The 12,649-nt window shown below is 63.9% G+C and carries 9 protein-coding genes and 3 pseudogenes; 9 read left to right on the plus strand and 3 right to left on the minus strand.

Going from position 1 to position 12,649, the window contains the following annotated elements; all coding sequences use genetic code 11:
* Positions 1–89 (plus strand): annotated as a pseudogene (locus tag ACQKQA_RS27750) (hypothetical protein); the annotation flags it as partial.
* Here ACQKQA_RS27750 and ACQKQA_RS27755 read toward each other — a convergent pair.
* A pseudogene (locus tag ACQKQA_RS27755) lies at positions 83–205 on the minus strand (30S ribosomal protein S2); the annotation flags it as partial. The pseudogenes ACQKQA_RS27750 and ACQKQA_RS27755 overlap by 7 nt on opposite strands.
* Before the next feature lie 396 nt (positions 206–601).
* Here ACQKQA_RS27755 and map point away from each other — a divergent pair.
* The 3 genes from map to dapC are packed head-to-tail and all read left to right on the plus strand — an operon-like array spanning position 602 to position 5,373.
* Positions 602–1,384, plus strand: coding sequence for a type I methionyl aminopeptidase (map, locus tag ACQKQA_RS27760; protein ID WP_427564412.1), 783 nt, complete (start codon positions 602–604; stop codon positions 1,382–1,384).
* 47 nt (positions 1,385–1,431) lie between these two features.
* Positions 1,432–4,134 (plus strand): [protein-PII] uridylyltransferase, encoded by a 2,703-nt coding sequence (locus ACQKQA_RS27765; protein WP_427564413.1) that lies wholly within the window; start codon positions 1,432–1,434, stop codon positions 4,132–4,134.
* A gap of 39 nt (positions 4,135–4,173) precedes the next feature.
* A complete protein-coding gene (gene dapC, locus ACQKQA_RS27770; protein WP_427564414.1) occupies positions 4,174–5,373 on the plus strand; it encodes a succinyldiaminopimelate transaminase in 1,200 nt (399 codons plus the stop codon).
* Between the two features lie 107 nt (positions 5,374–5,480).
* Here dapC and ACQKQA_RS27775 read toward each other — a convergent pair whose 3' ends face one another.
* The gene (locus ACQKQA_RS27775) at positions 5,481–7,127 is read right to left on the minus strand and encodes a Na+/H+ antiporter (protein WP_427564415.1); all 1,647 of its coding nucleotides are present in this window, start codon (positions 7,125–7,127) and stop codon (positions 5,481–5,483) included.
* 279 nt (positions 7,128–7,406) lie between these two features.
* On the opposite strand from ACQKQA_RS27775, the gene ACQKQA_RS27780 reads away from it, so the two are divergent.
* The 4 genes from ACQKQA_RS27780 to ACQKQA_RS27795 all read left to right on the plus strand — a co-directional run bounded on the left by ACQKQA_RS27780 (position 7,407) and on the right by ACQKQA_RS27795 (position 10,618).
* Positions 7,407–7,715 carry an arsenate reductase gene (locus ACQKQA_RS27780; protein WP_427564420.1) on the plus strand — a complete coding sequence of 103 codons (309 nt, stop codon included), beginning with the start codon at positions 7,407–7,409 and terminating at the stop codon, positions 7,713–7,715.
* A gap of 34 nt (positions 7,716–7,749) precedes the next feature.
* Positions 7,750–8,784, plus strand: coding sequence for a 2,3,4,5-tetrahydropyridine-2,6-dicarboxylate N-succinyltransferase (gene dapD, locus ACQKQA_RS27785; RefSeq protein WP_427564416.1), 1,035 nt, complete (start codon positions 7,750–7,752; stop codon positions 8,782–8,784).
* 218 nt (positions 8,785–9,002) lie between these two features.
* On the plus strand, positions 9,003–10,208 hold the full coding sequence (locus tag ACQKQA_RS27790; protein WP_427564417.1) for an aminotransferase class V-fold PLP-dependent enzyme: 1,206 nt from the start codon (positions 9,003–9,005) through the stop codon (positions 10,206–10,208).
* Entirely contained in the window at positions 10,205–10,618 is a 414-nt protein-coding gene (locus tag ACQKQA_RS27795; protein ID WP_427564418.1) for a SufE family protein, read from the plus strand. The genes ACQKQA_RS27790 and ACQKQA_RS27795 overlap by 4 nt, the downstream gene beginning before the upstream one ends.
* Positions 10,619–10,701: 83 nt before the next feature.
* On the opposite strand, the gene tcdA is transcribed toward ACQKQA_RS27795, so the two are convergent.
* Positions 10,702–11,517 (minus strand): tRNA cyclic N6-threonylcarbamoyladenosine(37) synthase TcdA, encoded by an 816-nt coding sequence (gene tcdA, locus ACQKQA_RS27800; RefSeq protein ID WP_427564419.1) that lies wholly within the window; start codon positions 11,515–11,517, stop codon positions 10,702–10,704.
* Positions 11,518–11,780: 263 nt separating this feature from the next.
* Between tcdA and ACQKQA_RS27805 the strand changes: the two are divergent.
* Positions 11,781–12,596, plus strand: a pseudogene (locus ACQKQA_RS27805) (beta-(1-3)-glucosyl transferase); the annotation flags it as partial.
* Between the last annotated feature and the right edge of the window lie 53 nt (positions 12,597–12,649).

A 12,649-nucleotide genomic window follows, 5' to 3' on the forward strand; every position in this document is an offset into this window, starting at 1 on the left:
GACGGGTTTCGTTGACCGCCATGTTGCTGGTGACCTATGGCGTGGGGGCCAGTGTCGGCCCCTTGGTCGCAGGCGTGCTGATGATGATGTGAATCTTGTTGCGCGCGCCGAAAATGTACTTGCCCATTTTCGGATTCCAGTAACGGGTTTGGTGACCGAAGTGCACACCGGCCTTCAGCATATCGCGCATGTTGACTTGGGACATGATAGTTCCTTAATAAGTCGGGTTAGGCCTCCACGTATCCCAATGACCAACCAACAGCTTGTGCTGAGGGCACCCAGGTCATCGTGTCGACACGTGTGTGGGTTTGGGCTTTTCGGGGCATCCCCGGAAAGCGGCGCATTTTATATCACAAGAAGGGCAAAAACGGAACCCGGATTCTCACTTCCCACGGAGCGCCTTTTGGCTCCCCCCTTGGAATCGGGCCAGAATGCTCCACTGTTATATGCACAGAGCCTCAGATTTGCCCCGGGGCTCTGTTAGAATCGCACTTTTGAGGCTATATGAAAGCGCGACGCGACCAAGCGGGCTTGGTCTGCGGCACGCCGTTTTCAAGCCATTCCGTGTTTACCCGCGCCACTGAGCGTCAAGAGAGCCTGTATGACCGTCACCCTCAAAACTCCCGAGGACATCGCAAAAATGCGTGTCGCCGGCAAACTGGCCGCCGATGTGCTGGAAATGATTGCCGAGCATGTCAAACCCGGTGTGACCACCGAAGAGCTGGACCGTATCTGCCACGACTACATCGTCAATGTGCAGCAGGCGATCCCCGCTCCGCTGAACTACAAGGGTTTCCCCAAGTCCATCTGCACCTCGATCAACCACGTGGTGTGCCACGGCATCCCGAACGAGAAGCCGCTGAAGGATGGCGACACCCTGAACATCGACGTCACCGTCATCAAGGACGGCTACCACGGCGACACCAGCCGCATGTTCCACGTCGGCACCGTGCCGGTCTGGGCCGAGCGCCTGTCGCAGATCACCCAGGAATGCATGTACAAGGCCATCGAACTGGTCAAGCCGGGCTGCCGCCTGGGCGACATCGGCGAAGTCATCCAGAAGCACGCTGAGAAGAACGGCTTTTCGGTGGTTCGCGAGTTCTGCGGCCACGGTATCGGAAAAGTGTTCCACGAAGAACCGCAGATCCTGCACTACGGCCGTGCCGGCACCGGCATGGAGCTCAAAGCCGGCATGACCTTCACCATCGAGCCGATGATCAACCAGGGCAAGGCCGACACCAAGGTGCTGGGCGACGGCTGGACCGCGATCACCAAGGATCGCAAGCTCTCCGCGCAGTGGGAACACACGCTGCTGGTGACCGAGACCGGCTACGAGATCTTCACCCTGCGCAGCGATGACACCATCCCGCGCGTTTCGGCCTGATCCATGCATCTGCGCCGGTCCCTATAGATAGAAAGGAAAGCCAATCGATGCCGCAGGTGGATCCCGAATTGTTCGACCGCGGCCAGTTCCAGGCGGAACTGGCCCTGAAGGCCAGCCCTATCGCGGCCTTCAAGAAAGCCATCCGTCAGGCACACGAAGTGCTCGACACACGCTTTCGCAACGGACGGGATATCCGCCGGCTCATCGAGGACCGTGCCTGGTTCGTCGATAACATCCTGCAAAAGGCCTGGGACCGATTCGACTGGAGCAAAGACGCCGACATCGCCCTGGTGGCGGTCGGCGGCTACGGTCGCGGCGAACTGCACCCCTACTCGGACATCGACCTGCTGATCCTGCTGGACAGCGCCGACCACGAAATCTTCCGCGACTCCATCGAACGCTTTCTCACCCTGCTCTGGGACATCGGCCTGGAAGTGGGGCAAAGCGTGCGCTCGGTGGAGGAATGCGCCGAAGAGGCCCGCGCCGACCTGACAGTGGTCACCAACCTGATGGAAAGCCGCACCATTTGCGGCCCCGAACACCTGCGCCAACGCATGCTGGATGTCACCAGCACGGCCCACATGTGGCCCAGCAAGGATTTCTTCCTGGCTAAGCGCGCCGAACAGAAGGCGCGGCATCACAAGTACAACGACACCGAATACAACCTGGAACCCAACGTCAAAGGCTCGCCCGGCGGCCTGCGGGACATCCAGACCATCCTCTGGGTCGCCCGGCGCCAGTACGGCACCCTGAACCTGCGGGCCCTGGCCGGCGAAGGTTTCCTGGTGGAAAGCGAGAACACCCTGTTGGCCTCGTCCCAGGAATTCCTGTGGAAAGTCCGCTACGCCCTGCACATGCTCGCCGGGCGCGCCGAAGACCGCCTGCTGTTCGACCACCAGCGCTCGATCGCCAAGCTGCTGGGTTTCGAGGGCAACGACGCCAAGCAGGCCATCGAAAGCTTCATGCAGCAGTACTACCGGGTGGTGATGAGCATCGCCCAGTTGAGCGACCTGATCATCCAGCATTTCGAGGAAGTCATCCTAGCGCCGGAAGACGAAGCGCCACCGCAGCCGATCAACTCGCGGTTCCAACTGCACAACGGCTACATCGAGGCGATCAACACCAATGTGTTCCGGCGCACGCCGTTCGCCATGCTGGAAATCTTCGTGCTCATGGCCCAGCACCCGGAGATCAAGGGCGTACGCGCCGACACCATTCGCCTGCTGCAGGAAAACCGTCATCTGATCGACGACGATTTCCGTCATGACATCCGCAATACCAGCCTGTTCATCGAGCTGTTCAAGTGCGAGATCGGCGTCCACCGCAACCTGCGGCGGATGAACCGCTACGGCATTCTCGGGCGTTATCTGCCGGAGTTCGGCCATATCGTCGGGCAGATGCAACACGACCTGTTCCACATTTATACGGTCGACTTCCACACCCTGAACCTGATCAAGCACCTGCGCAAACTGCAGTACACCCAGGTCTCGGAGAAATTCCCGCTGGCCAGCAAGCTCATGGCCAAGCTGCCCAAACCCGAGTTGATCTACCTGGCCGGGCTCTACCACGACATCGGCAAGGGCCGGCACGGCGACCACTCGGACATCGGCGCCGTGGACGCGGAAGCCTTCTGCATCCGCCACCAGTTGCCGCTGTGGGACACCCGCCTGATCGTCTGGCTGGTACAGAACCACCTGGTGATGTCGACCACAGCCCAGCGCAAGGACCTGTCCGACCCGCAGGTCATCCATGACTTCGCGCAGATAGTGGTCGACCAGACCCGCCTGGACTACCTGTATGTACTGACGGTGTCCGACATCAACGCCACCAACCCGACGCTGTGGAACTCCTGGCGCGCCAGCCTGCTGCGCCAGCTCTACACCGAAACCAAGCGCGCCCTGCGCCGCGGCCTGGAAAACCCAGTGGACCGCGAGGAACAGATCCGCCAGACCCAAAGCGCGGCGCTGGACATCCTGGTCCGCGCCGGCACCGATCCGGACGACGTCGAGCAACTCTGGGCGCAACTGGGCGACGACTACTTCCTGCGCCACACCGCCGGCGACGTGGCCTGGCACAGCGACGCGATCCTCCAGCAGCCGGCCGACGGCGGCCCGCTGGTGCTGATCAAGGAAACCACCCAGCGCGAATTCGAGGGCGGCACGCAGATCTTCATCTACGCCCCGGACCAGCACGACTTCTTCGCCGTGACCGTAGCCGCGATGGACCAGTTGAACCTGAACATCCACGACGCCCGGATCATCACCTCCAGCAGCCAGTTCACCCTCGACACCTATATCGTGCTCGACAACGACGGCGGCTCGATCGGCAACAACCCACAACGCGTCAAACAGATCCGCGACGGCCTTACCGAGGCCCTGCGCAACCCTGACGACTACCCGACCATCATCCAGCGTCGGGTGCCGCGTCAGCTCAAGCACTTCGCCTTCCCACCGCAAGTGACCATCCACAACGACGCCCAGCGCCCGGTGACCGTGCTCGAACTGAGCGCACCCGATCGCCCCGGCCTGCTGGCGCGCATCGGCAAGATCTTCCTGGAGTTCGACCTGTCGCTGCAAAACGCCAAGATCGCCACCCTGGGCGAGCGCGTGGAAGACGTGTTCTTCATCACCGACGCGCACAACCAGCAACTGTCCGATCCCCAGCTGTGCAGCCGCCTGCAGGACGCCATCGTCGAGCAGCTGAGCGTCAGCCACGAACCGACTACCGCCTTGACGCGCCTGAGCATCTGACCACGCGCCACGACCCGCTTTGAGTGAGACACCGCACCGATGAACAACGCTCTGAACCAGTTGCAGCCCTACCCGTTCGAAAAACTCCGCGCCCTGCTCGGCGGCGTCCAGCCGAACCCGGCCAAGCGCCCGATCGCGCTGTCCATCGGCGAACCCAAGCACCGTTCGCCGAGCTTCGTCGCCGAAGCCCTGGCCAACAACCTGGACCAGATGGCGGTGTACCCGACGACCCTGGGCCTGCCCGCCCTGCGCGAAGCCATCGCCGGCTGGTGCGAGCGGCGCTTTGGCGTGCCGAACGGCTGGATCGACCCGGCGCGCCACGTGCTGCCGGTCAACGGCACCCGCGAGGCGCTGTTCGCCTTCACCCAGACCGTGGTCAACCGTGGCGACGATGCCCTGGTGGTCAGCCCGAACCCCTTCTATCAGATCTACGAAGGCGCGGCCTTCCTCGCCGGGGCCAAGCCGCACTACCTGCCGTGCCTGGATGAAAACGGCTTCAACCCGGACTTCGACGCCGTACCGGCCGAGATCTGGCAGCGTTGCCAGATCCTGTTCCTGTGCTCGCCGGGCAACCCCACCGGCGCGCTGATCCCGATCGACACCCTGAAGAAAATCATCGCCCTGGCCGACCAGTACGACTTCGTGATCGCCGCCGACGAGTGCTACAGCGAGCTGTACTTCGACGAGCAGAGCCCGCCACCTGGCCTGCTCACCGCCTGCGCCGAACTGGGACGCCAGGACTTCAAGCGCTGCGTGGTATTCCACAGCCTGTCCAAGCGCTCCAACCTGCCAGGCCTGCGCTCCGGCTTCGTCGCCGGCGACGCGGACATCCTCAAGGGTTTCCTGCTCTACCGCACCTACCACGGCTGCGCCATGCCGGTGCAAACCCAACTGGCCAGCGTCGCGGCCTGGAACGATGAAGTGCATGTGCGCGCCAACCGCGCGCTGTATCGCGAGAAATTCGATGCGGTGCTCGAGATCCTCGCACCGGTGCTCGACGTGCGGCGCCCGGACGGCAGCTTCTACCTGTGGCCGAACGTGGCGGGCGACGACGCGGCGTTCTGCCGCGACCTGTTCGAGCAGGAACACGTGACCGTGGTGCCGGGTTCTTACCTGTCCCGCGAGGTCGACGGCAACAACCCGGGCGCCGGCCGAGTGCGCATGGCCCTGGTGGCGCCATTGGCCGAATGCGTGGAAGCGGCCGAGCGGATCCGCGATTTCGTCCTGCGCCGTAAATAAGCACGCAGCCCCGTAGGAGCGAAGCTTGCTCGCGATGAACGATGACGCGGTGCATCAGGTGCATTGCGTCGTCTTTCTCGCGGGCAAGCCTCGCCCCTACACAAGCGCTATTTCACCTGCCCCAGATTGGCCTCGCTGAGGTCCAGCTCGCCCAGGACCTCACGCAGCACGTCGTCGCCAATCTGGTGCTGGCGGCTCAACCGGTACAACTCCAGCCGCTGCGCCCGCAGCGCCTTCACGCGCAACTTGCGCTCCAGCAGATCCATCTGGAATGCCAGCGCCTGGGCCTCGGCGGAATCGTTGAATACCTCCAGTTGATGACGATACTCCGCCATCAACCGCCCCTTGAGCTCAATGGCCAGCGCCGCCTGGGCCGCGTCCGGGGCGTTGACCCCGTCGGCCACTTCCTCGGCTTCGAGGGCATGAATCGCTGCCTCGGCGGTTTTGCGCCAGGCATCGCGGACTTCGGCATGGCGCTTCTCATCGGGACTCTTCTGGATGCCCCGCAGCAAGAGCGGCAAGGCAATACAGGCAGCGATCAACGACAACAGAATCACCCCGGCGGCGATGAAGATCAGCAGGTCGCGCTCGGGAAAGGCCTCCCCCGCCCCCAGCCACAGCGGTACTGACATGACGCCCGCCAGGGTCACCGCTCCGCGCACCCCGCCCAGGGTCAGCAGCCAGCAGGAGCGCGCGGTCGGCACCAGCGTCAGCTCGCCCTTGCCGCGCCAGCGCCGTAGCAGGCCGGACAGACGCCAGATGCTTTGCACCCAGATGAAGCGCAATACCAGCAGCACCAGGAAGATCGCCGCCACCTCCAGGCAGCGATAGAACAGAGTCGGCCACACCGTGGTTTCATGGCTGACCACGGCCTTGATGATGTCCGGCAATTGCAGGCCCAACAGCAGGAAGATCAGCCCGTTGAAGGCGAACTCCAACAGCGACCAGACGCTACGGTTGAGCAGGCGGGTGCTGGTCTGCCGCGGCAGCAGATCGAGCCAGCTCTGCATCATGCCCGCCGCCACCGCCGAGAGGATGCCCGAGGCCCCCAGGCGCTCGGCCAGCACGTAGGCGGCGAACGGCAGCAACAGCATGAACACCACATGGGTCGCCGGGTCGTCCCAGCCGCGGGCGATCATCCAGGCGCGCAAGCGGCCCACCAGCCAGCTCAGGGCCACGCCGACCGCCAGGCCACCCACGGCCACCAGCACGAAGGTCAGGCTGGCGTTGGCCAGGGAAAACGCCCCGGTCACGGCCGCCGCCAGGGCGAACTTGAAGGTCACCAGGCCCGACGCATCGTTCATCAGCGCCTCGCCCTGCAGCATGTGCATCAGCGGCGTGGGCAGGCGGTTCTGGGTAATGGCCGACACCGCCACGGCATCGGTCGGCGACAGCACCGCCGCCAGGGCAAAGGCCACCGGCAGCGGGATGGTCGGCAACAACCAGTGAATGAAGTAGCCGGCCCCCACCACGGTGAACAGCACCAGGCCGACGGCCAGGGTCAGGACCGGGCCACGCAGGCGCCACAGCTCGCGCTTGGGCATGCGCCAGCCATCGGAGAACAGCAACGGCGGCAGGAACAGAAACAGAAACAATTCCGGGTCCAGGGCCACATGCAGCCCCAGGGAGGGCCAGGCCAGCAAGGCGCCGGCGGCGATTTGCACCAGGGGCAACGGCAGCGGAATCACCCGTCCGACCAGGCGCGAGACACTCACCAGCATCAGCAGGATCAGGACGGTATAAGCGGTTTGCATAAAGCGGTTTTCCCCATCGGACAGCAGCAGACTTCAGGCAACAGGTTACCGTCGAAGTGCCATATTAACGGCTTAAGCTGGGGCCTGACCGCTGCACAAAAGTCGCAAGGGCCCCATGCTCTTGTCACACAAAGCGACAAAGCCGGAGCTTCGCCGACGCCGAACCGCCGTGGGCGTGGCATAATCCGAACCTTTGACTCCAGCATCTCAAAAGGGGGCAATTCCTTGACCGCTTCAAGCAAAACGTTGCACCTTTTCGGCATCAAAGCCTGCGACACCATGAAAAAGGCGCGCACTTGGCTCGATGAACACGCTGTCAGCTATGACTTCCATGACTACAAAACGGTCGGAATCGACCGTGAACACCTGAACCAATGGTGCGACGAGCACGGCTGGCAGGTGGTGTTGAACCGCGCGGGCACGACCTTTCGCAAACTCGACGACGAACGCAAAGCCGATCTCGACCAGGCGAAAGCGATCGAACTGATGCTCGCGCAACCCTCGATGATCAAGCGCCCGGTGCTCGATCTCGGTGACCGAACCCTGATTGGCTTCAAGCCGGATCTCTACGCGGCAGAAATCCAATAAGAGCTGCCCGTTCAATTTCGTAAGAGGTAACAGCATGTCCACTACCCTGTTCAGCCTGGCCTTCGGTGTCGGCACTCAAAACCGTCAAGGCGCCTGGCTGGAAGTCTTCTATGCCGCGCCCCTGCTCAAGCCGTCGGCGGAAATCGTCGCCGCCGTCGCCCCGGTACTGGGCTACGGCGCAGGCAACCAGGCCATCGCCTTCACCAACGCCCAGGCCGCGGAACTGGCCGATGCGCTGAAAGGCATCGACGCCGCCCAGGCCGCCCTGCTGACCCGCCTGGCCGAAAGCCACAAGCCGCTGGTCGCCACCCTGCTGGCCGAAGACGCCCAGCTGAGTTCGACGCCTGAGGCCTACCTGAAGCTGCACCTGCTGTCCCACCGCCTGGTCAAGCCCCACGGCCTGAACCTGGCCGGGATCTTCCCGCTGCTGCCGAACGTGGCCTGGACCAACCAGGGCGCGGTCGACCTCGGCGAGCTGGCCGAGCGTCAACTGGAAGCCCGCCTGCGCGGCGAGCTGCTGGAAGTGTTCTCGGTGGACAAGTTCCCGAAAATGACCGACTACGTGGTGCCGAGCGGCGTGCGTATCGCTGACAGCGCGCGTATCCGCCTGGGCGCCTACATCGGCGAAGGCACCACCGTGATGCACGAAGGTTTCGTCAACTTCAACGCCGGCACCGAAGGCCCGGGCATGATCGAAGGCCGGGTTTCCGCTGGCGTATTCGTCGGCAAGGGTTCGGACCTGGGCGGCGGCTGCTCGACCATGGGCACCCTGTCGGGCGGTGGCAACATCGTGATCAAGGTCGGCGAAGGCTGCCTGATCGGCGCCAACGCCGGTATCGGTATCCCGCTGGGCGACCGCAACACCGTGGAGTCGGGCCTGTACGTGACCGCCGGCACCAAGGTGGCGCTGCTGGACGAGAACAACCAACTGGTCAAGGTGCTCAAGGCCCGTGAGCTGGCCGGCCAGCCCGACCTGCTGTTCCGCCGCAATTCGGAGACCGGCGCCGTGGAGTGCAAGACCCACAAGTCGGCCATCGAGCTGAACGAAGCGCTGCACGCTCACAACTAGGATCTGCACGAAAAGTAGCCGAGCGGCGTTCAGGCAAGGCAAAAACAGACGAGGAAGCGCAGTGTAGGGGCCTACATGAGCATTCCGAGTCTGTTTTTAACGCAGCATGAATGACGCGCAGGCAGTTTTCGTCAGAGCCTAAGCGGCGATTCGGTTCCACTGGAACCAGCCGGGCGCTTATCATCGGCGCCCGGCCTGTTCAAACGAGTTCTGCCACCATGCTTGTACCCTCCCCCTGGCGCGCCGACTTCCCGGCCATCGCCGCTCTGCAGCGACAGGACCAGACCTACCTGGACAACGCCGCTACCACGCAAAAACCCCAAGCCCTGCTGGACTCCCTGGCACACTACTACGCCAATGGCGCGGCCAACGTGCATCGCGCGCAGCATTTGCCTGGCGCCCACGCCACCCAGGCGTTCGAGAACAGCCGGCACAAGGTGGCGCAGTGGCTGAACGCCGCCGAGAGCGGACAGATCATCTTTACCCACGGTGCGACCTCCGCGCTGAACCTTCTGGCCTACGGCCTGGAACATCAATTCAACCCGGGCGACCAGATCGTCATCAGCGCCCTGGAGCATCACGCCAACCTGCTGCCCTGGCAGCAGTTGGCGCAACGTCGCGGCCTCGAGCTGGTGATCCTGCCGCTGGACGACGCCGGCCTGATCGACCTCGACGCCGCCGCACGCCTGATCGGCCCGCGTACCCGGTTACTGGCCGTCAGCCAGTTGTCCAACGTGCTCGGGGCCTGGCAGCCCTTGCCCCCACTGCTGGCCCTGGCCAAGGCGCACCACGCCCTGACCGTGGTCGACGGCGCCCAGGGCGTGGTCCACGGGCGCCACGACGTGCAGGCGCTGGGCTGCGATTTCTATGTGTTCTCCAGCCACAAGCTCTACGGCCCGGACGGCCTCGGCGTGCTCTACGGGCGCCACGAGGCGCTGCAGAGCCTGCGTCACTGGCAGTTCGGTGGCGAGATGGTCCTGCAGGCCGATTACCAGCACGCCAGCTTCCGCCCCGCCCCGCTGGGGTTCGAAGCCGGCACCCCGCCAATCGCCAGTGTGATCGGCCTGGGAGCGACCCTCGATTACCTCGCCGGCCTCGACCAGGATGCGGTCAGTGCCCATGAAGCCGCCCTGCATGACTACCTGCTCAAAGGCCTGCAGGCACGCAACGGCCTGCGCCTGCTGGGCACGCCGCAGCTGGCGCTGGTCAGCTTCGTGGTCGATGGCGTGCACAACGCCGACCTGGCCCACCTGCTGACCGAACAGGGCATCGCCGTGCGCGCTGGGCACCACTGCGCCATGCCGTTGCTGAAAAGCCTCGGCCTGGCCGGGGCGATCCGGGTATCCCTGGCGCTGTACAACGACTCCGAGGACCTTGAGCGCTTCTTCGAAGCCCTGGATCAGGCCCTGGAGCTGCTGCGATGAGCCTGCCCGCCGACGCCCTGGCCGCCCTCGATACCTTTCAACAGGCCACTGGCTGGGAACAGCGTGCACGTTTGCTGATGCAATGGGGCGAGCGTCTGCCGCCACTGAGCGAAGCCGACAAGGTCGAAACCAACCGGGTGCATGGCTGTGAAAGCCAGGTCTGGCTGGTGGGCAGCTTGCAGGACGGTCGCTGGCAGTTCGCCGCCAGCAGCGATGCGCGGCTGATCCGCGGCCTGGTGGCCCTGCTGCTGGCGCGGGTCAACGGCCTGTCCGCCGAGGAACTGCAACGGGTGGACCTGCCAGACTGGTTCAATCAACTGGGCCTGTCGCGCCAGTTGTCGCCGTCGCGCAGCAATGGCCTGAATGCGGTGCTGCAACGGATGCGCGAGCTGGCCGGCCCCCTCCTGTAGGAGCGAGGCTTGCCCGCGATTGCGTCATGCCTGACACAGCGCTATCGCGGGCAATCGAGCGTCGACCGGCCGCCCCTACAGAATCAAACGGCTGCGGGCTTGATTCTGTCGGCCGGGCGCCGCACGCCCGCCACCAGCTTGTCCACCGCCTTGGTCGCCGCGACCATGCCGAAGGTGGCGGTCACCATCATCACCGCGCCAAAACCGCCGGCGCAGTCGAGTTTCACCCCGTCGCCGACAAAGCTCTTCTGCAGGCAGATGCTGCCGTCCGGTTTCGGGTAGCGCAGCTGCTCGGTGGAAAACACGCAAGGCACGCTGTAGTGGCGGGTCACGGTGCGGGAAAACCCGTAGTCGCGACGCAGGGTCGAGCGCACTTTCGAAGCCAGCGGGTCATTGAAGGTGCGGTTCAGGTCGCAGACCTGGATCAGCGTCGGGTCGATCTGCCCGCCCGCGCCGCCGGTGGTGATGATCTGGATCTTGCGCCGCTTGCACCAGGCGATCAGCGCCGCCTTGGCGTTGACGCTGTCGATGCAGTCGATCACGCAATCGATGTTCGGCGTGATGTATTCGGCCATGGTGTCGCGGGTGACGAAGTCCGCGACCGCATGCACGCTGCAGTCCGGATTGATCCCACGCAGGCGCTCGGCCATGACCTCGACCTTGGGCTTGCCGACCGTGCTGTCCAGGGCGTGCAACTGCCGATTGCTGTTGCTCACGCAAACGTCGTCCAGGTCGAACAGCGAGATCTCGCCCACGCCGCAACGGGCGATGGCTTCCGCCGCCCAGGAACCGACGCCGCCGATGCCGACGATCGCCACATGGGCGGCGCGCAAGCGTTCCAGCCCCTCGATGCCATACAACCGGGCGACGCCAGCAAACCGCGGATCTTCTGTACTCATGACCATTACCCCAAAAACCGGCGCGCATTATAGGGCCGATGCCCGCCAAGAGCATCCTTGCCCTATGAATGGCACTCGGGGCTGCTTTAATAAATGGAACTATCTGAAAGAGCGGTCGCCGAGAACTTAAATCGACTTCAATTGCCCAACCTGCGGCTCTCTCCTGTGCGCTGTACGCCCGGTTGAAGGCCAGTGTAGGATGCGCGCCGCCTGGCGCCTGCCGACCGTCCCCCGTTCCACACCCTTTGGAACCCGAAATAGCTATGTCATCGCGTAAATTTGGACTCAACCTGGTGGTGGTTCTGGCAATCGCCGCCCTGTTCACCGGCTTCTGGGCGCTGATCAACCGCCCGGTTTCCGCCCCCAACTGGCCTGCCCAGATCTCCGGCTTTTCCTACTCGCCTTTCCAGCTGGGCCAGTTCCCGCAGAAAGAACAGTACCCGACCGACGACGAAATGCGTCGCGACCTAGAGATCATGAGCAAGCTGACCGACAACATCCGTACCTACTCGGTCGACGGCACCCTGGAGAACATCCCCAAGCTGGCGGAAGAGTTCGGCCTGCGAGTGACCCTGGGGATCTGGATCAGCCCGGACCTGGAACGCAACGAGCGGGAAATCACCCGCGCCATCGACATCGCCAACAGCTCGCGCAGCGTCGTGCGCGTGGTGGTCGGCAACGAAGCGATCTTCCGCAAGGAAATCACCGCCGACCAACTCAGCGTACTGCTGGATCGCGTGCGCGCCGCGGTCAAGGTGCCGGTCACCACGTCCGAACAGTGGCACGTCTGGGAAGAACACCCGGAACTGGCCAAGCATGTCGACCTGATCGCCGCCCACGTCCTGCCTTACTGGGAATTCATCCCGGTGGACAAGGCCGGGCAGTTCGTCCTCGACCGCGCCCGCGACCTGAAAACCATGTTCCCGAAAAAACCGCTGCTGCTGTCCGAAGTGGGCTGGCCGAGCAACGGTCGCATGCGTGGTGGCGCCGACGCCAGCCCGGCGGACCAGGCGATCTACCTGCGTAACCTGGTCAACAAGCTCAACCGCCAGGGCTACAACTACTTCGTGATCGAAGCCTGAACCTGATTCGTCGCCTCGCGGCTTCGGCGTTCTTCATCCTGGCCCTGGTC

It is taken from the genome of Pseudomonas sp. NPDC089530 (assembly GCF_050280705.1).
GTDB lineage: Bacteria > Pseudomonadota > Gammaproteobacteria > Pseudomonadales > Pseudomonadaceae > Aquipseudomonas.